Source organism: Anaerotruncus sp. (genome assembly GCF_057433415.1).
On sequence record NZ_DBMDHH010000045.1, the window covers coordinates 1 to 23,374 of the forward strand.

General features: G+C 61.4%; 25 protein-coding genes. All 25 read right to left on the minus strand.

What is annotated here, in order from left to right:
* Window positions 1–2,156 (minus strand): recombinase family protein (locus tag ACZO3G_RS11360; protein WP_486847207.1); only part of this gene is annotated, 2,156 nt, incomplete at its 3' end.
* Entirely contained in the window at window positions 2,153–2,653 is a 501-nt protein-coding gene (locus ACZO3G_RS11365; protein WP_002587405.1) for a PcfB family protein, read from the minus strand. The genes ACZO3G_RS11365 and ACZO3G_RS11360, both read right to left, overlap by 4 nt.
* 100 nt (window positions 2,654–2,753) lie before the next feature.
* Window positions 2,754–3,065 (minus strand): DUF5720 family protein, encoded by a 312-nt coding sequence (locus ACZO3G_RS11370; protein WP_002587404.1) that lies wholly within the window; start codon window positions 3,063–3,065, stop codon window positions 2,754–2,756.
* Window positions 3,058–3,420 carry a DUF7768 domain-containing protein gene (locus ACZO3G_RS11375; protein ID WP_002587403.1) on the minus strand — a complete coding sequence of 121 codons (363 nt, stop codon included), beginning with the start codon at window positions 3,418–3,420 and terminating at the stop codon, window positions 3,058–3,060. The genes ACZO3G_RS11370 and ACZO3G_RS11375 overlap by 8 nt, the downstream gene beginning before the upstream one ends.
* Before the next feature lie 47 nt (window positions 3,421–3,467).
* A complete protein-coding gene (locus ACZO3G_RS11380) occupies window positions 3,468–4,346 on the minus strand; it encodes a DUF6017 domain-containing protein (RefSeq protein WP_002587402.1) in 879 nt (292 codons plus the stop codon).
* Between the two features lie 283 nt (window positions 4,347–4,629).
* Window positions 4,630–4,905, minus strand: coding sequence for a DUF5720 family protein (locus ACZO3G_RS11385; RefSeq protein ID WP_002587400.1), 276 nt, complete (start codon window positions 4,903–4,905; stop codon window positions 4,630–4,632).
* Between the two features lie 12 nt (window positions 4,906–4,917).
* A complete protein-coding gene (locus tag ACZO3G_RS11390) occupies window positions 4,918–5,844 on the minus strand; it encodes a ParB/RepB/Spo0J family partition protein (RefSeq protein ID WP_002587399.1) in 927 nt (308 codons plus the stop codon).
* Window positions 5,801–6,622 carry a ParA family protein gene (locus ACZO3G_RS11395; RefSeq protein WP_002587398.1) on the minus strand — a complete coding sequence of 274 codons (822 nt, stop codon included), beginning with the start codon at window positions 6,620–6,622 and terminating at the stop codon, window positions 5,801–5,803. The genes ACZO3G_RS11390 and ACZO3G_RS11395 overlap by 44 nt, the downstream gene beginning before the upstream one ends.
* Window positions 6,623–7,081: 459 nt before the next feature.
* Entirely contained in the window at window positions 7,082–7,480 is a 399-nt protein-coding gene (rpsI, locus tag ACZO3G_RS11400) for a 30S ribosomal protein S9 (RefSeq protein ID WP_101548644.1), read from the minus strand.
* 19 nt (window positions 7,481–7,499) lie between these two features.
* Window positions 7,500–7,928, minus strand: coding sequence for a 50S ribosomal protein L13 (rplM, locus tag ACZO3G_RS11405; protein ID WP_101548642.1), 429 nt, complete (start codon window positions 7,926–7,928; stop codon window positions 7,500–7,502).
* Window positions 7,929–8,130: 202 nt separating this feature from the next.
* Window positions 8,131–8,319 carry a PspC domain-containing protein gene (locus ACZO3G_RS11410; RefSeq protein ID WP_101548640.1) on the minus strand — a complete coding sequence of 63 codons (189 nt, stop codon included), beginning with the start codon at window positions 8,317–8,319 and terminating at the stop codon, window positions 8,131–8,133.
* A 58-nt stretch (window positions 8,320–8,377) separates the two neighbouring features.
* Complete coding sequence (locus ACZO3G_RS11415; RefSeq protein WP_256152092.1) at window positions 8,378–9,592, minus strand: class I SAM-dependent rRNA methyltransferase; 1,215 nt, start codon at window positions 9,590–9,592, stop codon at window positions 8,378–8,380.
* Window positions 9,593–9,614: 22 nt separating this feature from the next.
* The gene (locus tag ACZO3G_RS11420) at window positions 9,615–10,673 is read right to left on the minus strand and encodes a hypothetical protein (protein WP_277138704.1); all 1,059 of its coding nucleotides are present in this window, start codon (window positions 10,671–10,673) and stop codon (window positions 9,615–9,617) included.
* Window positions 10,674–10,768: 95 nt separating this feature from the next.
* Window positions 10,769–11,581, minus strand: a complete 813-nt coding sequence (locus ACZO3G_RS11425; protein WP_276872723.1) for a hypothetical protein — start codon at window positions 11,579–11,581, stop codon at window positions 10,769–10,771.
* A 243-nt stretch (window positions 11,582–11,824) separates the two neighbouring features.
* Window positions 11,825–13,618 carry an aspartate--tRNA ligase gene (aspS, locus tag ACZO3G_RS11430; protein ID WP_276872721.1) on the minus strand — a complete coding sequence of 598 codons (1,794 nt, stop codon included), beginning with the start codon at window positions 13,616–13,618 and terminating at the stop codon, window positions 11,825–11,827.
* Window positions 13,619–13,635: 17 nt separating this feature from the next.
* On the minus strand, window positions 13,636–14,949 hold the full coding sequence (hisS, locus tag ACZO3G_RS11435; RefSeq protein WP_101548633.1) for a histidine--tRNA ligase: 1,314 nt from the start codon (window positions 14,947–14,949) through the stop codon (window positions 13,636–13,638).
* 131 nt (window positions 14,950–15,080) lie between these two features.
* Window positions 15,081–15,320, minus strand: a complete 240-nt coding sequence (locus tag ACZO3G_RS11440; RefSeq protein WP_276872719.1) for a hypothetical protein — start codon at window positions 15,318–15,320, stop codon at window positions 15,081–15,083.
* Between the two features lie 279 nt (window positions 15,321–15,599).
* Window positions 15,600–16,007 (minus strand): methylglyoxal synthase, encoded by a 408-nt coding sequence (gene mgsA / locus ACZO3G_RS11445; RefSeq protein WP_101548628.1) that lies wholly within the window; start codon window positions 16,005–16,007, stop codon window positions 15,600–15,602.
* 130 nt (window positions 16,008–16,137) lie between these two features.
* Window positions 16,138–16,857 (minus strand): nucleotide-binding protein, encoded by a 720-nt coding sequence (locus ACZO3G_RS11450; RefSeq protein ID WP_256153046.1) that lies wholly within the window; start codon window positions 16,855–16,857, stop codon window positions 16,138–16,140.
* An 18-nt stretch (window positions 16,858–16,875) separates the two neighbouring features.
* The gene (locus ACZO3G_RS11455; protein ID WP_276872700.1) at window positions 16,876–18,975 is read right to left on the minus strand and encodes a penicillin-binding transpeptidase domain-containing protein; all 2,100 of its coding nucleotides are present in this window, start codon (window positions 18,973–18,975) and stop codon (window positions 16,876–16,878) included.
* Between the two features lie 24 nt (window positions 18,976–18,999).
* Entirely contained in the window at window positions 19,000–19,521 is a 522-nt protein-coding gene (locus ACZO3G_RS11460) for a hypothetical protein (RefSeq protein ID WP_276872699.1), read from the minus strand.
* Window positions 19,518–20,375 (minus strand): rod shape-determining protein MreC, encoded by an 858-nt coding sequence (gene mreC, locus ACZO3G_RS11465; protein WP_101548619.1) that lies wholly within the window; start codon window positions 20,373–20,375, stop codon window positions 19,518–19,520. Before mreC ends, ACZO3G_RS11460 begins: the two co-directional genes overlap by 4 nt.
* A gap of 24 nt (window positions 20,376–20,399) precedes the next feature.
* Window positions 20,400–21,416, minus strand: coding sequence for a rod shape-determining protein (locus tag ACZO3G_RS11470; protein ID WP_101548617.1), 1,017 nt, complete (start codon window positions 21,414–21,416; stop codon window positions 20,400–20,402).
* Window positions 21,417–21,539: 123 nt separating this feature from the next.
* A complete protein-coding gene (locus ACZO3G_RS11475) occupies window positions 21,540–22,193 on the minus strand; it encodes a Maf family protein (protein WP_353939254.1) in 654 nt (217 codons plus the stop codon).
* Window positions 22,120–22,461, minus strand: coding sequence for a DUF4321 domain-containing protein (locus tag ACZO3G_RS11480; protein ID WP_276872696.1), 342 nt, complete (start codon window positions 22,459–22,461; stop codon window positions 22,120–22,122). The genes ACZO3G_RS11475 and ACZO3G_RS11480 overlap by 74 nt, the downstream gene beginning before the upstream one ends.
* Window positions 22,462–23,374 lie beyond the last annotated feature (913 nt).

Genomic DNA, 23,374 nt, shown 5'->3' on the forward strand with positions numbered 1-23,374 from the left:
TTCTTGTAGCTGCCGCAGATGTAACAGTCCTGCTTGCGGTTCTTGTTCTGATACCGCTGCTGGTACATCACATGGCCGCAGTCGGCGCAGAACAGCATACCAGAGAACAGCCCCACTTCGTCATAGCGGTTCGGGCGTTTGCGCTGCTTGCGTAACTCCTGCACACGCTCCCATGTTTCCGTGTCAATAATCGGCTCATGGTGGTTCTCAAAAATGGCCTGCTTCTCAATGGGATTTTCTACGCTGTGCTTGGTCTTGTAAGAGGGCTTTTCCGTCTTGAAGTTTACCAGACAGCCGGTGTACTCCCGGTTTTCGAGGATATGAACGACGGTGTTCGTCGCCCATTTACACTCATAGCCGGGGTGGTAGCGGCGTGTGCTGCCTGTCCTGCGGTATTCCAGCGTCCCCGGCGTGGGGATTTGCTGTTCCGTCAGCATACGGGCAATCTTGGTCGGGCCGTTCCCCGCAAGGCAAAGCTGGTAAATCTGCTGGACAACCGGCGCGGTTTCCTCGTCAACGATATAGTTCTCGTCCTCGTCCATGAGGTAGCCATACACCGGCTTGCTGGTAACGGGCTTGCCGCTCATGCCTTTTGCTCTTTTAACTGCCTTGATTTTCTTGCTCGTATCTCTCACCAGCCATTCGTTGAACAGATTTCGCAGAGGGGTAAAATCATTGTCCATGCCGCCGTTTGCGCTGTCCACATTGTCGTTGACAGCGATAAAACGCACGCCCTTTTGAGGGAACAGCATTTCCGTGTAAAACCCTACCTGCAAGTAGTTTCGCCCTAACCGGCTCATGTCCTTGATACAGAGGTATTCCACATTCCCGGCTTCAACCTCTTTTATCATGGCCAGAAATCCGGGACGGTCAAAACAAGTGCCGCTGATACCATCATCCGTAAAGTGGACAGGGTTCGGAAAGTCATGCTGGGCGGCGTAGTCCTCCAACAGCTTCTTTTGGTTGGAGATGGAATTGCTCTCGCCCTGTAAATCATCATCACGGCTCAAACGCTCGTAAAGAGCGGTGATTTTCTCGTTTCTTCTCATTGCTTGCGCTCCTTTCTTCGATTTTAGGTTGTGTGTTCTAAGAGACTTCCCAACCACTTGATTAAGAAGTCTTTTAGAGCATACAACACCAGCAGCCAGCTTATATTTTTTGTACTGGCGCACGGCGAAGTGGTTGGGGTTCTCTGCCTCCAGGGCGTCAAACATCAGGTCAACAGGATTTTTGAACTCCTCGTCATCCTCTCGAACCTCCATCGCGTTAATGAACTCAATGAGAGTGGAGAAATTCTGTTCCTCCACCGGAGCTTCATAATGGATATACCCAATAAGGGCGCAATACAGTAGCGTCTCCGCCTTGACCCAAAAATCGTCCCCGGCCTTGCCCTCTCCCTTCGTATTCGCAATTAAGGTCGTTACCAGCTTCAAGATGTCCTTTTCACTGTGAATGTACGAAAAAGGATTGTAGTGCATCGACTTTTTGAAGTTGATGGTATTCAAAACCTTGATTCGATACGATTCATAAATGACCTTACCATGCTTGTTTTTCAGGGGCTTTCCGTCCTTGCCCAACTTTGGCGTTCCTCGCTGAAGCATCTTTCCGCACTCGACTAAAATAGTTCCCTTAGGATCGGTCACGACGTAGGAACTGTGCATTTGCATGAGATTGGGTTTAAGCCAGAAACGGGTTTTACCGGAACCGGAGCCACCAATTACCAGCACATTTTTATTCCTTGCCGTTTTCGGGTCTTTCGGGCGGCTGCTCATGGTCAGGCTTTCGGTTTTGGTCAGAATCACATTGTTCTGGAATACCGGGTCAATGTAGGGCGCGATGTCCTCATGGGTGCCCCAGCGGGCGGAGCCATACTCCATACCGTGCCGGTACTTCTTGGCGTTCTTGCTCTTGAGATAGACCGCCAGCCACAGGCCAGCACCGCAGCACAGCCCCACCAACAAATCCATAGGGTGCAGGCTGGGCCAGAAGCTTTGTAGCGCCCCAGGCAAAGCGGAGAAGAACGAGAGCAGTTTTTGAGAAGCGTCTACCCCCACAGCCAACCGCCACGCTTCACCGAAATTAGTGGCGAACAGCCCCATCAACAGATAGGGCAGATTCAGCAAAACGAGCTTTTTGATGTTGGGTTGCTTTTTCATCGTTCCAGCTCCTTTCGCTTGGTTCGATCCACAACGGCATTCTTCACCAGCTCCTTGAACTGCTTCAGCTTTGTCAGCACAGACGGGCGCTCCGTTTTCTCAGTCTTTTTGACCTTTTTGCCGGTGTACTCGGTAAATGCAGCGGTCAGCGCATCGGCATCCCGACCTTTGAAGAAGATCAGATACTTGGGCGGGGAACAACTGCAATCCTTTTTTACCGCATAATCCACCCCATATTTCCGGGCGATTTTTTCAAACTCCTTGATGGAGGGATCAGTAATCTCGATATTAGAAACACCCTGATTTTGACCTATAAGCTCTTTGACGGTCTGCTTACCGTGGGGAATGACAGGCGCATCCCGGCTTTTCTGCTTTTGCAGTTTTTTCTCTTTGAGATGGGCCATGTACTTGGTAACGGCGGCTTTGAGCAGCCTGCCGGTAAACTTTGTGCCGCTGACAACCAGCGTTAAAGTCCTGTTTTCTACTTCCTCCTGCATGGGTCATCGCCTCCTTTCCATGTTTTTTTGCAGGGGTGGCACATTGGCACTAAGGCGGGACCACCAGCCGCCGTAAATATTTTTTCATAGGGAACCTCCGTCAGCGCGGCTGATCGGAGCGATCATAGTACAGATTTCCCTGACGCACTTTGGCATGGCTGAGAATTTTGATATGCCCTTTCTCCTGGCTCTCAAGACTTTTCTGGTAGCCGTTATCCGTCAGAAACAGGCGGGTACGCTCGCCCTTCCAGCCGACAGGGGAATCATGGGAAAGCACATCGAAAATAATCATGTGCCGGGTGTCCTCGGCAAATCGTTCCAAGTCCATATACCCATGACCATGGTAATTCTGCGCTCCGGCTTTGAGCCGCATTTCCTCCATCAGCTGGCCTATGGTCTTATGCTCAGGCATGGTGTCCACCTCCTTTTCCACGTCCCTGACCCTTCACAGTGAGAATACCGTCCAAGGCGGTAGCTGTGATCCGCAGACGCTCGGCGGTGGCAATGTCATTTTTCATCGTCTCGTCGATGCCGTGACCGCAGACCACCAGCACATGAGAACGGCAAAGGTAATCATGCGCCATATCCATGCCGTCCTTGTGTTCCTGGGGGATTTCGTCCTTGAGGAAGGTGGGCAGAAACAGTACCGGACAGACCGGCGAATATCCGGCGTCATATACCTGGCGGCAGTAGTTGGCGGCATTCTCGGCATTTTCATACTGGCTGCTGCTCCAGGGAGCTGTGATGTAAGCAAGGGGTCGTTTCATGGCAAAATCCTTTCTCCCGGCCTTTCCGGGCAGCAAAAAACGGCTGTTTACCAGCCGCCTGCGTACATATCGTGATTGACCTGCGAGGTGTAGTGGTTGTTGATGGTGGTGGGTGCGTTAAACAGCACCGTCAGCAGGTATTGCTTCATGTTGCGAATTTCCGTGGTATTTTTCTTCAAACAGTCCATGACAAACTCGATATGGGAGCTGTCCAGCTTCAAAAACCGGGAACGCACGACCTCGTGAGGGAAGTCGCTGCCAGCGATCCGTGTGGTTTTTCGTTTGGCACAGACGGTCTCCACCATCAGCTCCACAATTTCATCCAGATCATCCCGATAGGTTCCATACTGCTGCTTGATGCAGTCATACTCGATGTTCTCTAAAATCAACTCCCGATAACTCTCTATCTCTGCAAGAGACATCGCATCCCTTCCTTTCCGTTCCGGCGGTCCTGCCGCCGCTGTTTCCCGGAAGGGAATGGAATCGGTACTTGATCCATGAGTAATTGATTTTTGAGTATTTGATTTCTCTATATTTAATTCTGCGGGCTTTTCCGTATCCGGTTTATCCAGATACGGGTTTTCCGTACCTGGTGAAGCCGTATCCGGTTGGGGCATATCTGGCTGCTTGGGCTGAGGCTGTTCATAAATCACATACTCAGTATCGCTGATACGACCATAACGGTCGCGTAGCTGGTGGCGCACGATATAACCGGCAGACTCCAGTTCCCGCAGCGCGCCGCCGATGGCGTCCACACCTTCTTTGCAGATTTTTGCAAGACCACGGGTGGTGTAGTTCCAGTCATCGGGCAGGGACAGCATCATGGAAAGCAGTCCTTTTGCTTTCAGGGACAATTTTTCGTTACGCAGGTGGTGGTTGCTCATTACCGTATAATCACGGGTTCTTTCAATCCGAAATACCGCCATTCCTTCACTCCTCTCTGATTTTGGGCATAAAAAAACCACAATCTTTCTTGAAAAAAGACTGTGGTGGTTCAGATGTTCTTCTTGTTCTTCCGGGGCCGGTAAGGGCGCTTGGGCATCAGCGGCTGGTCGAACAACGATTTATGCTCCGAAAACGGGAGGGCTTGCAAAACCCGGTCAATCTCGACGGATTCCATATCATGCTGTGATTGGCATTTTTCTCGAATCGCATTTTTAATGCTCTGAACAGTACACATATTCATTCCTTTCCTCTCATGGGGTATGTTTACGGGTGACGTTTCTTTTTCGGCTTAAAATCGAGGATATGCCCCTCGACTACACGGGCGTACCGCTTGATTTTGATTTCCCGGCGCTGCTGGCTGGCAAGGGCGGCCTGATACCCGCCCTCTGTGAGAAACAACCGCATCTCATCACCGGGGCTGCCGTAGGCGGTACGGGGATGCTGAACACTAAACTCAAGCATCCAGCGGGTGTTATCCTGAAAACGCTCAACGGCGAGAATGTTATGTCCTTTTAGCTCTCTGGCTGCAATATCCCTCATAGGCGGCTCCTTTCATCGTTCCTGATCTCTCTGGCGCTTGCGCTGCCATGCCTCCAACAGCTTAATAATGGTCTCCTGCATCCGTTGGGGTGTATAGCTCTTGGGAAAATACTTCCGCAGGGTGTCGGAGGTAAGCGTTACCTTATCAAGCTCACTTTTCTTCTCCTCGCTCATAATGGCGCGCATCACATCAATGGACAGATGCCCCTCCTGACTGAATTTTTTGAGCCGTTGAGCCTGAGAAAGAGAAGGAGTAGCCTGTTCGCTGTCCATCGCATCCAAAAGGTCTACCTGTTCTTCCTTCTTGAGAAAGGATAATTCATACGCCGGGTTAAAGGCGATTTTTTTCTCATCCACCATATCCATCAGTTCGGGGACCAGCTCCGTCAGGCGAATAAATCTCTTAATCTGTGATTTGCTATCTGGACTGTTCTCTGCGATTTTCTCTGCCGCAGTCAACTTCGGCCCAACTTGGGCCGAAGTTAAATCTGTCCTAGCTCCTTGATGTTTCATGGCATCCAGCTTCATCTTGTAGGCAAATGCTCTTTCACTGGGGAGCAGACTTTCCCTCTGTAAGTTGCTGTCAACCATAATAATCGTGGCGGCATCATCGTCCAGAGCACGCACAATGACCGGCATGGTCTCCTTTTCGGCCAACTCACTGGCCCGGTGCCGCCTGTGTCCGGCAACCAGCTCATACCCTCCGTTGGGGTCTGGGCGGGCAATCGCAGGAACCAGCACACCATACTGCCGGATGCTGTCTGCGGTTTCCATCATAGCCTCGTCATCCTTGACTTTGAATGGATGGTTCTGAAATGGATGCAGCTCAGACAGCGGAATTTCCATGACCCTTTCCCGCTGGGCGTCGGCACGGCTCTCCTCAGTGGAGAATAAATCATCTACCGATGCCAGCTCTACTTTTTTCGCGCTGCTTTTCAAGTTTCATCACCTCCTGCGTCAGATTTTTGTAGCCCTCGGCCACCTTGCCGCCGGGGTCATGGGCAAAGATGCTTTTCCCCTCGGCGCTGGTCTCCTTTGCCCGGACAGAGTGGGGAATCTCTGTAGCGAATACTTTAATTTTGCTGCCATAGGTCTCCCGCAGCAGGGCGGCGATCTCCTTGGCAAAGTTGGTACGATTGTCTACCATCGTCAGCAAGATACCGTCAATCTGGAGCTTGGGGTTGATTTGCCGCTTGACCTTGCTCACCGTGGAAAGTAACTGCTCCAGCCCTTTGGCGGGCAGATACTCTGCCTGAACGGGGATTATGATCCTGTTGGCGGCAGCCAGCGCATTGACCGTGAGCATCCCCAGGGAGGGCTGACAATCAATCAGGATATGGGAATATTGCCCCTTCAGCGTGTCCAGATATTGCCGCAGGATGGTCTCACGGCTCATGGCGTTCACCAGCGATACCTCCATACCGGACAGCTGGATGTCGGCGGGCATCAGATCCACACCCTCCGGGTGATGCAGGATGCCCTCGCCGGGGTGAATCGGCTGATCGGTCAGGATGCGCCCCATTGCATCAGAGAGCGTAAAGGGCAGTTTATCCGGCTGGGGATGGCCCAAGCAGATGGTAAGGCTGCCTTGCGGGTCCCCGTCGATCAGCAGCACCTTTCGTCCGGCCTGCGCCAGCCCTATTCCTAAGTTCGCACAGGTCGTTGTCTTGCCAACGCCGCCTTTCTGGTTGGCGATGGCAATGATTTGCGTGTTCATGGACTTCACCTCATTTCTGAATGTTGATATTTCTTCTGGAAATAGAAAAAGCCGCCACTTCAAAAATGAAAAGTGACGGCTCTTTCTAATCCCGGAAAGCCAAAAGCGCCCAGCAGAAAAAGCTGAGCGCTCGGCATTAAATTTATTCTGTTTTGTTCAAATTAGGTCAAATCATCTCAAACTAACCAAACGAAAAACGCACCAGGAAGGAGCTGTAAAACCACCCTTCCAGACAGCAAAAATCAGCCTGCGGTTGTCCTATTTTTTAACCACTTGGCCCTCTTTTTACCCCCATTTTTGCCGGTTGTCCTATATTTAACCATTAAAAATTGGGTGAAAATGGCTCTCGTTATATCAAATCAAGTCAAACCATATCAGACCCTATGGGTATAAGAAAACCCCGGAAAACCTTGATTTTCCGGGGTTTTTGAACCATTTTGATACGGTTTGAACAGCTGATTATCTCTTGCTGAACTGAGGTGCACGACGTGCAGCCTTGAGACCGTACTTTTTGCGCTCCTTCATACGAGGGTCGCGGGTGAGGAACCCGGCCTTCTTGAGGATCGGGCGCATCTCTTCGCCGTTCTGGAGCAGCGCGCGGGAGATGCCGTGGCGGATGGCGCCGGCCTGGCCGGAAACGCCGCCGCCCGCAACCGTGCACACAACGTCGAACTTGCCGAGGGTGTCTGTAAGGTTGAGCGGCTGACGGACAATCAGCTTGAGGGTCTCAAGGCCGAAATAGTCGTCGATGTCACGGCCGTTGATGGTGATCGAGCCGGTGCCGGGGTAGAGCCTGACGCGGGAAACGGACTGTTTCCTTCTGCCGGTACCGTAAAAATAAGGTCTGCCTTCGTACATAATCGTTAATTCCCCTTCCTTACAGTGTCCACGCCTGCGGCTTCTGCGCGGCATGCGTATGCTCCGCGCCACGGAACACGCGGCATCTGGTGAGCGCTTTACGGCCAATGACCGTGTCGGGGACCATGCCCTTGACGGCGAGCATCATCGCCAGCTCGGGGCGCTCCTTCATCAGCTTGCTGTACTGGACCTCCTTGAGGCCGCCGATCCAGCCGCTGTGACGGCGATACATCTTCTGATCGAGCTTCTTGCCGGTCAGGACGGCCTTCTCCGCGTTGATGATGATCACATGATCACCGCAGTCGCAGTTGGGCGCGAAGATGGGTTTATGTTTCCCGCGAAGGATCGACGCCGCAACAGCAGCGGTGCGCCCCAGCGGCTTGTCGGCAGCATCAAGGATATACCACTTGCGGGTAATTTCTGCTACCTTCGGCATAGTTGTAGACATACCTTTTCCTCCAATATTCTTCTTCTAAATCCGGTTTGCATTTCGCGACAATTTGTATTATAACCCGCGCCCCGCGCCCTGTCAACACTTTTTTGCGGGTTTTTTAATTTACAAATGACACGCTCTGTTTTTCGCCTGTTTTCTCTTTGGTTCTCCCGTATCCTCCGGATGCAAATCACATTTTCCCGGGGACGGGAGGCGCTCAAATCACTTCGCTCTCTTTGGGGACGATGATCGCGGCGATGATGTAGGCGATGAGCCCGGGGCCCATCAGCGAGATCAGCACCCATCCCAGGCGGATGAGCGTCGCGTCGACGCCGAAATAATCCCCCAGCCCGCCGCACACCCCGGCGAGCATGCTGTTGGTTTCCGAACGGTAAAGCTTTTTCATAGTTCCTCCTAACTTCCCCGGCGCGCCGGGGGCAGACGGTTTTGGCGCGGACGCGCCGTCAGATGATCTGGAAGAGGTAAAACTTCAGATAGTCGGTCTCCGGAACGTTCCAGAGGACGGGGTGGTCGGGCGACTGCTGGCGCGCCTCGATCTGCCGCAGCTGCACCCCCGCGTCGCGCGCGGCGGAGGCCAGCATCCGCCGGAAGCGGCCGTCGGTCATGAAATGGGAGCAGGAGCAGGTCGCGAGGTAGCCCCCGCGCGGCAGCAGCTTCATCGCGCGCAGGTTGATCTCCTTATACCCGCGCTCCGCGCGGTCCACCGTTTTGCGACTCTTGGTGAAGGCAGGCGGGTCGAGAATGATGAAGTCGTATTTCTCCGCGCCGCCCTCCAGCGCAGGCAGCAGGTCGAAGACGTTCGCCGCCTTCGTCTCGACGACCCCGTCCAGCCCGTTGCGCCGGGCGTTTTCCGCCGCGAGCGCCACCGCGTCCGCCGAGACGTCCACCGCGCACACATGCGCCGCGCCGCCCGCCGCCGCGTTGAGGGCGAAGGAGCCGGTGTGGGTGAAGCAGTCGAGCACCCGGCGGCCGCGCGCGAGCTTCGCCACCGCCCGACGGTTGTATTTCTGGTCGAGGAAAAAGCCCGTCTTCTGGCCGTTTTCAAAGTCCACGCCGTAGACGATGCCGTTTTCGGTGATCTCGGTGCGGGTCGGGCCGCCGTCGCCGCCGAACCAGCCCTTGCCCTGCGGAAGGCCCTCCAGCTCGCGGATGGCGGCGTCGTTGCGCTCGTAGACGCCGCGGACGGCCTGTCCGTCCCGCTCGAGCACCTTTTTGAGCAGCGGGAAGAGCAGGGGCTTTATCCGCTCGACGCCCGCCGAGAGCGTCTGCGTCACGAGCACCTCCCCGAAGCGGTCGACCGTGAGCCCGGGGAACTGGTCCGCCTCCCCGAAGATCACCCGGCAGCAGGAGGCGTCCTCCCCCATCACCGTTTTGCGGTAGTCCCACGCCCAGCGCAGCCGCCGCTCCCAGAACGCCTCGTCGAACCGGTCGTTGGCGTTGCGGGAGAGGATGCGCACGCGGATCTTCGACCGCTCACTGATAAAGCCGGTGCCCAGGTAGGCGCCCTTATCGCTTACCACGTCGATCAGGCCGCCGTTTTCACAGCCGCCCTCGATCCCGGTGATCTCGGTGTCGTAGACCCACGGGTGGCCTTCCTCAATCGATTTCTGCGCCTTGCGCGTGACCGCAGCCCGGGCGAATGGTCTGTTTTGCTTCATGACTTACTCCAATCGGTATATTTTATACGTTTATTCTCTGTATGTAATAACTTTCATCCGGGTCGCCGTAGTGCAGCATGAAGGTGTGGCAGTCCTCCGGTACCGCGAAAAAGAGCTGCCCCGTAGTCACCGTCCGGTCGGTGTAGCGCATCCCGTCCACATCGAGCGGCGTGAAGGGGGCCGGCAGGTCCGCGCCGTAGGGCCACAGCGAACGCCCGCCGTCCTGCCCCACCCGCACGAAGGGCGGCTGGAAGAACTCCCGCCCGAAGGCGTCCGCGTCGGTGACCTCGGCGGTAAAATCGATAAAGATCGCCTTCTCGCCCGGCAGCAGCAGGCTTTCCAGCCCGGCGGAGCCGGCCGGGCCCGCGGAATTGACCGTCAGCGTCACGCCCTTGGACGCGCCGACCTCCGTCCCGTAGGTAAAGCTCGCGAGCGCCGAGAGGTCCGGCGCGGGCGCGGCGAAAGGCTCCGAGCCGGCCGCGTCCCCCTCGCCGGGGGCCGGCGCGCCGTCCTCCCCGCCAAAGGGCTCCGCGGGGACGGAGCCGTCCGCTCCGTCCTCAAAAAAGCCGTCCGCCGCCGGTGCGGCGGGCGCTTGCCCGTCGTCCCAGTCGTCCCACACCTCCCAGTCTTCCCACTCGTCCAGCGCTTCAAGCGAGGCGGCCATCGCCTCCCGCTCCGCGCGCGCCACGAGCGAGGCCGCGGCCGAGGCGGCCGCCGCACCGCGCTCCTGCCGTTCCCGGGCCGCGTGGTAGGCCGAAAGGCCGCCGACCAAACCGCCCCCCACCATGATGAGCACGAACAGGAAAATGCCCGCCGCAACCTTCCAGCGGTTGGACCGCTTTTCCTGCCGGGTGGTGGGCGCCGTGTAGGTCGTCCATCCGGGCGGCGGCGTGCCGGGGGCCCTCTTCGGCTGGCGGTAGGTCTGCCAGCCCCGCCGGGGCTGCGGCTCCGCCGTCTCGGCGCTCGGCGCGGCCGCTGCGCCCTCCGCGCGGGGAAGCTGGTTATGCGCCCCGCATTTGGGGCAGAGCTCATCCTTGTCGTAATCGTAGACCTTTCCGCAGGAACCGCATTTGATCCGCATAAGGCCACCCCCTCCAGAAAATTTCCCGATACCGGCCGCGCCAAACCCCGGGCGGACCCGGCGGCCCTTCATGCGGCGGCCACAGGCGGTGCGCGTCATTCGCGCGCGGGACCCTCCGTCCGCGCACCCGCCGGCGCGCGGAAGATGAGGTTGGCCAGAACGACCGTCAGCGCCGCGACGACCAGATTTTGCGGCAGCAGGTTCCGGCGCAGGGGACCGCCGCGCAGCGAAAGAGCATTGAGCAGGCTTCCGCCCCCGCCCGCAAGCAGGTCGAGCTGCTGAAGCGTCGAAAAAGCCTGCGCCAGACTCAGCAGACCGAGGGCTCCCACCAGCACCGCCAGAAAAACCCACAGCGCGCATTTGGTTCCCCTTCCGAGGCTCCCCCAGCCGGGGCCGTCCGGATAGAACCACCGCACCCGGTCGAGCACAAGCCGCGTGATCAGCAGGGGAAGCGCCGCGCCGGCGGCGCTATAAAACACCGACACGGCGGCGAACACCGGAGCGCTCCACGCCGCATCGGAAAAAAGCAGCGCGGCGACGGGGGCGGTCAGGGCCGACAGCGGCCCCAGGCAGAGCGGGTTCAGCGCGGCCAGCAGCAGAAAGGCCGCGAACGTCCGCGCGCGCCCCGCCGGGCGGCGCAGCAGCCGGGTGATCACCAGCGCGAGGGCGAGCGCGTGCAAAAGTCCGAACGGCCGCAGGAAACGGGCGAACTCCTGCAGGCGGGCATAGACGCCCGCCTGATCCATCCACGCGGACAGGGAGCCGATCCCGAACGTCCCGGGCGGGTAGATCAGCCGGGTTAGCAGCGAACGAACGCCCGCCGCCGCGAGCAGAAGGCAGGCGGGCAGCACAAACCGCCGCGCCCAGCCGGGCAGCGTCTCCCATCTTTCCGCCGATTGCAGCCGCATGGCGCTTCCTCCCCTTTCATCCGCGCGCCCGCCGGGGATGGCGCCCCGGGAGGCCCGCCGTTTTATCCGAATACGATTATGATACCACAAGCGCGAAGCGCGCGGTGGGATAATTGGCCGCTGGGGCGGGAGCGAGCCGCAGCGAGCGGACCGCCCCGGCCATAAAATGGATCATAGCCGCTCTGTGGCTATTATACCATACGCAACGAAAAAAGGGGACGGATTTCTCCGTCCCCCGCGGCTTTATTCCGCCTCTTCGCGCGCGGTCACCGCGATCGACAGCTCCCGCAGGCTCTTCTCGTCCACCTCGGCGGGGCACTGGGTCATCAGCTCGCTCGCGTTCTGCACCTTCGGGAAGGCCATCACGTCGCGGATGGAGGATTTCCCGAGCATCAGCATTACCAGCCGGTCAAGGCCGTAGGCCATGCCGCCGTGGGGCGGCGCGCCGTATTTGAAGGCGTCGATCAGGTAGCCGAATTTGGCGCGGGCGCTCTCCTCCGAGAAGCCGAGCGCCTCGAACATCCGCTCCTGCAATTCGGGGGTGTTGATCCGGATCGAGCCGCCGCCCACCTCGCAGCCGTTGAGCACCATGTCGTAGGCGCGCGCGTGGCAGGCGCCCGGGTCGCTCTCGAGCTTGTCGAGGTCCTCGAACGCCGGATGGGTGAACGGGTGGTGCTTGGCCACATAGCGGCCCTCCTCCTCGCTGTACTCGAAGAGCGGGAAGTCGGTCACCCACAGGAAGTTGAATTTCCCCTCGGGGATGAGGCCGAGGCGGTTTGCCAGCTCGACGCGCAGCGCGCCGAGGCTGTCGAACACCGTCTGGTTATTGCCGTCCGCCACGATGAGCAGCACATCCCCCTTCTCCGCGCCGAGCCGGCCGCGGATCGCCTCTTTTTCGGCGTCGGTGAGGAACTTCTCATAGGAGGAGGTCTCCGCGTCGGCCGTCAGGCGGGTGTAGGCCAGGCCCTTGGCGCGGTAGGCCTTCACAAAGTCGACGAGCTTGTCGATCTCCTTGCGGGAGAGGTGGTCGGCCGCGCCCTTGACATTGAGGGCGCGCACGCTGCCGCCCGCCTCGAGCGCGCCTTTGAACACCTTGAATTCGCAGCCGCCGAGCAGGTCGGAGAGGTCGCAGAGCCCCATGCCGAAGCGGGTGTCCGGCTTGTCCGAGCCGAACCGTTCCATCGCCTCGTCGTAGGGCATGCGCAGGAAGGGGGTGGGGATCCCGACACCGAGCACCTCCTTGAAGACGTGCGCCATGAACCCCTCGTTGACCGTCATGACGTCCTCCTCGTCGACGAAGGACATCTCCAGGTCGATCTGGGTGAACTCGGGCTGGCGGTCGGCGCGCAGGTCCTCGTCGCGGAAGCAGCGCGCGATCTGCATGTAGCGGTCGTAGCCCGACAGCATGAGCAGCTGCTTATACTGCTGGGGGGACTGGGGCAGCGCGTAGAAGCACCCCGGGTGCACCCGGCTGGGCACGAGGTAGTCGCGCGCGCCCTCGGGGGTGGACTTGATGAGGGAGGGCGTCTCGATCTCGAGGAAGCCGTTTCTGTCGTAGTAGTCGTGCGCCGCCTTGACGATCTTATGGCGCATCAGAATGGCGTGCTGCATCTCGCTGCGGCGCAGGTCGAGGTAGCGGTATTTGAGCCGCAGCTCCTCCTTGACGTTGGTCTTGTCGGTGATCTCAAAGGGCGGGGTCTGCGCCTTCGCGAGGATGCGCAGGTCGCTGACATAGAGCTCGACCTCGCCGGTGGGCAGGTCGGGGTTGACCGACTCGCGGCGGCGGACCTCGCCCTTCGCCATCAGCACGAATTCCGACCGCACCGTCTGCGCCCTGGCGCGCAGCTCGGCGTCGGTCCGGTCGTCGAAGGCGAGCTGCACGATTCCCGTGCGGTCCCGCAGGTCGATGAAGACGAGCATCCCCTTGTCGCGCGCGCGCTGCACCCAGCCGCAGGCGACCGCTTCCCTCCCGATGTCCTCCGCGGTAAATTCTCCGCAGTATTTGGTGCGTTTCAGTCCCTGCATGGTATCCATCATTGATCCCTCGTTCCTCATTATTCCGGCATGCCGTCCGGCGCGGCGTCGATCACCGCGTCGAGCATGTTGTGGTAGACGTATTTGAGAAAGCCCTCCGCGTTGAGCGGCACCTCGGCCGCCTCGCCGGTGTCCATCCGCTTGACGCGGGCCCTGCCCTCCGCAAGCTCGTTGTCCCCGATGATGCAGCTGTATTTCGCGCCGAGCTTGTCCGCGTATTTCATCTGCGCCTTGACGCTGCGCCCCACGGAATCGCACTCGGCCCAGAACCCCTCGGCGCGCAGGCCGGCGGCGAGCTCCACCGCCTTGAGGGAGGCCGCCTCCCCCATGCTGCCGATGTAGATCGTGCAGTTCCGCTCGGGCGGGAACGCGCAGCCCTGCTGCTCCATGACGAGCAGCAGCCGCTCGAGCCCCATCGCAAAGCCGACCGACGGGGTGGGCGCGCCGCCCAGCAGCTCGATCAGCCCGTCGTACCGCCCGCCGCCGCAGACGGTGCCCTGCGCGCCGATGCCGGTCGCCACGAACTCGAAGACGGTGCGGGTGTAGTAGTCGAGCCCGCGCACGATCGTCGGGTTGACGGTATATGCGACGCCCATCGCGTCGAGGTCCTTTTTGAGGCCCTCGAAGTGGGCGCGGCAGTCGCCGCAGATATAGTCGAGCACCTTGGGCGCGTCCTTCGCGATCGCCGAGCAGACGGGGCTCTTGCAGTCGAGGATGCGCATCGGGTTGCGCTCGAGCCGGTCGCGGCAGGTCTCGCACAGCTCCCCAAGGTGGGAGGCGAAGTAGGCTTTGAGCGCCTCGTGGTATCTGGCGCGGCACTCCGGGCAGCCGATCGAGTTCAGTTCCAGCCGCAGGCCGGTGACGCCGAGCGCGTCGAAGACCGCCTTGGCCACGCCGATTACCTGCGCGTCCGCCACATGGGAGGCCGCGCCCGCCATCTCGACGCCGAACTGGTGGAACTCCCGCAGGCGGCCCGCCTGCGGCTTCTCGTACCGGAAGCAGTTCACCAGGTAGCAGAGCTTGAGCGGCAGCGCGCCGCCGAGCATCCCGTTTTGCAGGATCGCCCGCATGACCCCCGCGGTCCCCTCGGGGCGCAGGGTGATCGAGCGGCCCGCCTTGTCGTTGAAGGTGTACATCTCCTTCTGCACCACGTCGGTGGTGTCCCCCACCGAGCGGCTGAACAGCTCGGTGTGCTCGAAGGTGGGGATGCGGATCTCCCCGAAGCCCCACAGCGCCGCGACATCCCGCGCCGTCTCCTCGAGATACTGCCACTTGCCGCTCGCGGGCGGCAGCACGTCCTGTGTGCCGCGCGGCGCGTTCGTCAGATATGCCATTGCGTTTCCTCCTCAGATAGACGGCCTTTTATCAGATCATTGCCCGTGTCCGGGCGGCTGAATCCGTCAAAACCTCCGTAACATCATAATACGCCCCGGCGCGGCCTGTCAAGCAAAATTCGCGCCCCGCGTCATCCGCGGCGGCGTTTCCGCTCCTCCAGGAAGGCCGCCAGGCAGGAGACCGCGAAGGCGACGAGCCCCGCCGCCAGAAAATAGAGCGCGCAGTGCAGCGCCAGCGGCGGCCAGGTGTCGTTGTAACGCCCCGGCATCGCCAGCCGGGGGATCAGCGCGCCGCCGAGCATGATGCCCGCGCCCACGCCGGGTCCCTGCCTGAGCGCCCGCCGCAGCGCCTGTTTTCGTTTTTCCTTCATCGCGATGCCTCCGCCCGTAAAAAATCAAAGACCCCGTCCCGGCTGCACGGCGATGCCGTACAAAGGGACGAGGTCATACCGCGCGGTGCCACCCTTGTTGGGCGCGAAAGCGCCCCGCTCAAGCCCCTTTAACGCAGGGGAATACGCGCCTTGCGGCGGGCTTCTCGGGCGTCTTCGCCGCGGATTTCCGACGTGGGCGCCTCTCACCGGCCGCGCCCTCGCTGTCCGTCCATCCGCGGTTACTCCTCCCGCATCAGCGCCTGTAACGGTATGGCGGTTCTACCGCTTGGGGGGATTGACGATATTGCGCCAGTCGAGGTCGCCGCGCTCGAGCGCGTGGATGAGCGCCTCGGCGGTGGCGATGTTGGTCGCAACGGGAATATTGTGCACGTCGCACAAACGCAGAAGCCCCGCCTCGTCGGGCTCGCTGGGCTTCGCGCGGATCGGATCGCGGAAAAAGAGCAGCAGGTCGATCTCGTTGCAGGCGATGCGCGCCGCGATCTGCTGGTCGCCGCCCTGCGAACCGCCCAGAAAGCGGAAGACCTCCAGCCCGGTCGCCTCGGCGACGAGCTTTCCGGTCGTGCCGGTCGCGCAGATATTGTGGCGGCTGAAGACGCCGCAGTAGGCGATACAGAACTGGACCATCAGTTCCTTTTTGGAGTCGTGTGCGATCAAGGCGATGTTCATTGGCGTTCCTCCAAGCCCCTCGTCAGTTTCGTTCTCTCTTCTCTGTAAACGGGCCGCCCTTCTTTCTGTCTGTTTGGCCGGGCGAAATCCAATTTCTGACAGTCTAAACCATCAAGATACATTATACCACCTATTGGACCAGTAAATCAATATAGTTCCCTAAAATCCTTTGTGCAAAATTATCAAATATTATTTTGGATACATTCGACAAATTGATGTTTTGACCGATAGCCACCGGGGTGACAAGCCCCTCGTCGAACGGAAGCACCGCGATGAGCTGCGCGCAGACCTGGTCGATCAGCCAGTCGAGGTCGGGGATGGGTCGCAGCTTCACAAAGTCGCGCGTGAGCAGGTTGACGCACAAACGGATATCCTCGACGCCCGCCGCGTCGAGCGAATCGGACACCATCCGCCCCGCGCGCGCGGACACCGCGTCCGCCGCCGAGACGATCACCGCCCGGTCGGCGCAGGCCGCGAAGGCCGTCAGCCGCACCCGGTCGCCGCCGTCCACCTCGATCAGGATGAAGTCGAAATGCTCCTCCAGCGCCGCCCGCAGCTCCCGGCAGGCCGCGCCGTCGATGATCGGCTGCAGATCGAGCGGCGCGCAGAGCAGCCGGACGCCGCAGGCGTCCACCATCGCCTCCCCAAGCTCGCACCGCCGCTCGAGCGCGTCGGCAAGGTCGAAGACCACCCGGTCCTGCGCGCCGAGCAGCACGTCGAGGGAACGGTGGGAGCCCTCGATCAGCAGCACCTTTTTCCCACATGCGGCCAGCGCCGCCCCCAGGTAGGCGCACACGGTCGATTTGCCCGCGCCGCCGCGCCCCGAGGTCACCAGGATCACCTGTGCCATGCCGATTCCTCCCTTTTGTCAGGGGAGCAGCTCCCCGTAGTTGGTCGAGGACCCGCCGGTCCGCGAAAAGAAGTACGCGTCGAAGACGTCGCGCGCCACCGGCGCGATCTGATAGCCCTCCCAGCCCTTTTCAACGACCACCGCGACCGCGATCTCGGGGTCCTCGGCGGGCGCGTAGGCGATGAACACCGAGTTGTAGAGTCCGTCGCCCCGTTCGGGGGTGCCCGTCTTGGAGGCGACGGTGATCGGGTAGTTCGCGAAGGTCGCCCAGGCCGTGCCCGTCCGGGAGGCCGCGACCATGCCCTCGCGCACCGTCTGGAACGCCTCGGGCGCGTCGACCTCGTCCACGACCTTGGGCTCGTGCTCGTAGACCGTCTCGTCAAAGGTGTAGGACTTGACCGATTTGAGCACCGTCACCTCCATGCGCTTGCCGTTGTTGCCGAGGGTGGCGGTGTAGTTGGCGAGCTGGAGCGGCGAAAGCAGCGTCGACTGCTGGCCGATGCCCGCCTGGATCACGTCGCCCGGACGCCACTGGGGGTCGTCCGCGTAGGCGGGGGAGGCGGCCTTGACCTCCGGCGAGGCCACCTGCCCGATGTTCTCGGGCAGCTCGATGCCGGTCGGCACCCCCAGCCCGAGCCGCGCGGCGTACTCGTCGAGCGTGTCGATGCCCATGTAGTAGGCCGCCTCGTAGAAGAAGATGTTGCAGGAGCCGCGGATCGCGTTCACCACGTCAACGTTGCCGTGGGCGGATTCGCAGTGGGGGGTGTATTCCGGCGCGAACCGGTTGTAGACGTAGGTGCAGTTGTAGAGGGTGCGCGGGGTGATCGTCCCCGACGCGAGCGCGCCGAGCGCAACCGCCGGCTTGAAGGAGGAGCCGGGGGTGTAGGCCGCGTCGAGCGCGCGGTTGAAGAGGGGCTGGTTCTCCCCCGCCGCGATCTGGTCGTAATCCCGCTGGTAGGCGGACAGGTCGTAGGAGGGGTAGGTCGCCAGCGCGAGGGCCTCCCCCGTCTTGCACTGGATCACGGCGACCGCGCCCGCGCTCGCCTCCTTGCCCTTGCGCTCCTCCTTGGTGTCCTGAAGGCGCCGGATGTTGCTTGCGAGCGAGTCCTGCGCGACCTTCTGGAGCTGGGAGTCGAGGGTGAGCACGACGGTGTTGCCCGGCACCTGCTCCTTCTCCTCCACCACGTCGATCACGTCGCCCGACGAGTTCATCGTGATCCGCCGGGTCCCGTCGATCCCCTTGAGCTGCGACTCAAAGGCGAGCTCCGCGCCCGACTTGCCGATCACGTCGTCCATCTTGTAGGTGCGTTCGCCGATCTGTGCGGACACCGAGCCGTCGGGGTTCTGCACCTTGCCGGCCGCGTCCCACTGCTCCTTGTAGAGCGGGCCGGTCTGGCCGATGACGTGGGGGGCCACCGTGCCGCTCACATACTGGCGGATGGTGCTCTCCACCACGTCCACCCCCGGCAGCTCAAAGCTGCGCTCCTTGATCTTGGGGACCGTCTCGATCTTGATGTCGGTCGCGAAGGTGTAGGGCACCGACATCGAGAACCCGCGCCGGTCCATCTCGTAGCGCACCCCCGCGATCTTGCGGAACTCCCCGTCGGCGTAGGGGACGGGGTCGTCCTTGTCCCCGTGCTCGAAGAGGCCGTATTTCTCCTTGAGGCGGTAGACCACGTCGTCCGCCGTCGCGTACTGGGCCACGCCCAGCGCGTTTTTGAGCCGGGCGATCTCCGTCTCGTAGGCCTCCCCCGGCTTGAAGCGGAAGGGCGCCTCCGCCGTGAGCGGCAGGTTGTCGATCCAGTCCTCGTCCGCCGACTCCATGATGCGGATCAGCCGCAGGAGCACCTCGTTGGTGGTCCCCTTCTCCAGGAAGGCCATGTTGATCACCACGTCGCGGCCGATCGTGTTGACGGCGAGCGGCCGCCCGTTGCGGTCGAGGATCTCCCCGCGCGCCGCCTTGATCACCTGCTCGGTCGTGCGGACCCGCTCCATCTGGGCGGCGAGCGACTCCCCCTCGACCACCTGGAGCTGCATGAGGCGCAACGAATAGAGCAGCAGCACCACAATCAGCACCACCGTCATGATGATCATCCGGTTTTTAGCGGTTGTTTTCATCCGATTCTCCCTTGGGACGCGGGGTCAGGCCTCCATACGCCCTTCAAACCAGGCGTGGACCGCGGTGTACAGGTAATAGACCAGCGGCGACACGGCCACGGTATAGATGACGCCGGGCAGGACGTCGTAGACGAACACCATCCACACGTGGTCGTAGCCCCACATGACGTAGTTGAGCAGAAAGTCCAGCAGCCCGCGCGCGAGCATCACGGCGGAGAGCAGCAGGACAAAGTTGATGACGCCGGGGCGCAGCAGGTAGATGACCAGCAGCCCCACGGCCGTACAGGCGGCCAGCAGGATCATCGCGTTGAAGCCGACGAGCGCGAAGCCGCCCAAATCGCAGAGGACCCCCGCGAGCACGCCGTAGAACGCCCCGGTGAACTCCCCCTCGTGCATGGCGACGCAAACGGCCGCAGGAATGACAAAGTTCGGCTTTACGCCGAACACCGTCAGAAACCCGGGGGTGGTCTGCAGGATGTAGAGCAGCACCATCACCACGATATAAGTCGCAAATTTGGCCGTGCGGAACCACTTTTTATTGTTCATTCCGCGCCTCCCTGCCCCTCGAACGACTTGATGACCATCACGTCGGTCAGGCGGCGGACGTCGGCGAACGGCTCGATCTCCGCGAAGAGGGAGATGTCGCCCGGCGCGTTGTCGATGCGGGTGATCTTGCCGATCAGCAGCCCCTGCGGGTAGAGGCTGTCCCCGATGCCGGAGGTCACGACGATGTCCCCCGGCGCGGCCCCGCTCTCGCGGGGCAGGTAGTTGAGGCGGCACTTCCCGTCCGCCGCGAGGTCGACCGAGCCGGTGACGATGCCGATGTCGCGGGTGCGCACGTCGCGCGCGCCCACGTCGATCCACACGTCGAGGATGGTGACCACCTTGGAGTAGTTGACCCCCACCTCGCGCACCACGCCGACCAACCCGTCGGCGGTGACCACCGGGTCGAGCGGCTCGATGCCGCTGAGGGAACCGCGGTCGATCGTAAAGGAGTAGAAGCGGTCGTCCGGGTCGCGCGCGACCACCGACGCCAGCTCGACCTCAAAGTCGGGGTGCTCTTCCCGGAACTCGACGTCGAGGTACTTGCGCAGCTCCTCGTTTTCGTGCTTATACTCCTCGTAGTTGACCGCCTGGCGGCGCAGCTCGTCGATCTCGGCGCGCAGCGCCTCGTTTTCGGCGGCGATCTCGTCGGCGCGGACATACCGCCGGAAATAGCCGCTCACCGCGCCGGAAATGCTGGAGGAGAGCTTCTGCAAGGGCGTGACGACAACCCCGGCCGCCTGCGAGATGGCCGGGGAGAATCCGCCCGTCCATGCCGCCTGCAGCATGAACGCCAGCAGCAGCACCAGCACGACGAGCAATATCTTGAACCGCTTGCTTTTGAAGAAGTCTCCCAATGCAGATTCCTTTCCCTGCCGCGCTTAGTAGGATTTCGCGTCGTCCGCGAGCAGGTCGCGCAGCCTGTCGATGTCGTCGAGCACGCGCCCGGTGCCCATCGCCACGCAGTCGAGCGGGCTCTCCGCGATATGGACCGGCATGCCCGTCTCCTTTTCGATCAGCTGGTCGAGCCCGCGCAGCAGCGCGCCGCCGCCCGTCAGGGTGATGCCGTGGTCGATGATGTCGGCCGACAGCTCGGGCGGAGTCTTCTCCAGCGTGGTGCGGATCGCGTCGAGCACCATCGACAGGGGGTCGGCCAGCGCCTCGCGGATCTCCTCCGAGGTGATCTGGATGTTCTTGGGCAGGCCGTCCATCAGGTCGCGGCCCTTGATGTCCATCGTGGCCTCCTCCTCGAGCGGGAAGGCCGAGCCGATGTTGATCTTGATGTCCTCGGCGGTGCGCTCGCCGATGAGGAGGTTGTATTTGCGCTTGATGTACTGGATGATCGAGTTGTCCAGCTCGTCGCCGCCGACGCGGACCGAACGGGATGCGACGATGCCGCCCAGCGAGATCACCGCGACCTCGCTGGTGCCGCCGCCGATGTCGACGACCATGCTGCCGGTCGCCTCGGCGACGGGCAGGCCCGCGCCGATGGCCGCAGCCATCGGCTCCTCGATGATCGAGACGTGCTTGGCGCCCGCCTTGAAGGCCGCCTCGCGCACCGCGCGGCGCTCGACCTCGGTGACGCCGGACGGGATGCAGATGATGATGCGGGGACGCGCGAGCACCGAGTTGTTGCACACCTTGCGGATGAAGATCTGGAGCATGGACGCGGTGATGTCGAAATCGGCGATGACCCCGTCCTTGAGCGGGCGCACCGCGACGATGCTGCCGGGGGTGCGTCCGATGACCTCTTTGGCATCCTGCCCGACATAGCGGACGGTGTCGTTGCGGGTGTCGACCGCCACAACCGACGGTTCGCGCATGATGATGCCCTTGCCCTTCATAAAGATGAGGGTGTTGGCGGTGCCCAGGTCAATGCCGATGTCCTTTGAAAACATATGGATACGTCCCCCTTGTATTGTTACGGAAAACCCGCACGATGAATCGAAATGTGTCGCAAAAGCGCGTTTTAACAGGTTCTATTATACCTTGCGGGGCCGGGTTGCACAACAGCTAGTTTGTTAATAATTCGGTAATTTTGCGCCGAATGATTTGTAAAACCTGCCAATCCTTGTATAGATCCCATGAAGCGGCAGGCCCATCACGGTGAAGTAATCCCCCGAGATCCGTTCGATGAACCGCGCGCCGTAGCCCTGAATGCCGTAGGAGCCCGCCTTGTCGAAGGGTTCCCCCGTCGAAAGGTACCACGCGATCTCCCCGTCGGTCAGCGGCGCGAAGGTCACGCCGGTGCACTCGTGGAAGCACTCCTCCCGCCCGCCGCCGAGCAGCGCGACCCCCGTATAGACCTGGTGCGTCCGCCCCGACAGCCGCCGGAGCATCCCCGCCGCGTCCGCCGCGTCCCGCGGCTTGCCGAGGATGAGCCCGTCGATCGCCACGACGGTGTCCGCGCCGATCACGAGCGCGCCGGGCGCCTCCGGCGCCACCGCGCGCGCCTTGCGCAGCGCGAGCGTCCGGACCGCCTCGTCGGGCGCGATGCCCTCAGGGAGCGTCTCGTCCGCCTCGGACACCCGCACCGTAAAGCGCGGGAAGAGGAACCCCAGCAACTCCTGACGCCGTGGGGACTGGGAGGCGAGGACAATTTCAGCGCCCGGATTCTCCGGGAAGCCCTTCCCCGCCATGTTTTCCATGCCGATCATGTCTTTGCCGTCCGTCATCAAGATGCATCCTTTTCACCGTGTATTTGTAGCCGAAGAGCGCGCCGATAAAGCAGAGGATGTGCGCGACCGTCACACCGATCTCAAACCCGAAGGCGATCTTGATCACCGACAGGTCGAGCACCATCGGGTTTTCGACCGGCAGCCCGATGCTTCTGCCGAACGCCAGCCAGGACAAAAAGGGGATCTGCTCGGTCGCCGCCGCGATCAGCGCGCCGACCACCAGCGCCGCCACCAGCCAGAACGCGCCAAGAACCGTCTTTTTCATGCTGTCACTTCCTTGATTCGCCGCTCGGAGAGCGGCGCAGCTTTCGCGGGAGCTGCCGCCCGCGGGCGGCTGGGGCTCTCCCTGGGTTTTCCGACCGAGGGTCGGAGGGTTTTTTCGCGCCCCTTCGGGGCGCTTCAGATGTGCCGTCTGCGGCGGCGGTTTTCGATTTGCCGCGCTGCGCCCGGCGGGGCTTATTTCGCGCCCCTCTGGGGCGCTTTAGATGTGCCGCCTTCGGCGGCGGAGATTACCGGGTCCCGCCCCGGCAAGCGGGCCGACTTCTTGCGCGCCCAAGAAGTCGGCGGAAGAAGGGCGCTCAAGGGGGGCTCACTTGAAGAAGGCAGGGCGCAAAGCTCGCCCCCCTTGAGAATCCCCCCACCGCTCACGTCCATTCAGCCGCGGGTAGAAGGCTGGTGCCGCTGCACCCAACAATCCTGCTGTCGGAAGACTCGCAGTGACACCCGGCGGAAAACAACGCCCGTTCCGGGCGTTCGCGCGCTCTGCGCGCGTGCGCGGCAAAGCCGCGCAATTTTCCGCCTCCCCGTGGGCGCTGCGCGCCACGCAAAAGCGGCCGTGCCTCCACGAATGCACTTTCGGTACTGCTCCGGAGACTCTCGGGCAGAGGCATTGCGCCCGCGGCGCGGCGCCAGGCGGGATGCTGAACACCCGCCAATTGATCCGTGACAGGGCGCCGCCGACTTTGGCTGAAGGCCAACCGGAGGCGGCGCTGGGGTCGCAGGGATTTGGCCGCAGGCCATCCTTATAGAGAATCCGGCCCGCAGGGCCGGGTCCGCGCAGCGGACTCAAGCCGGGGACGCGGGGCGGAGCGCCCGCGACTGCGGTCCGCAGACCGCGTTTCGGAGGCCAACCGCCGAAGGCGGCTCTTAGGCCGGAGATCGGCCGTCGCGCGTAGCGC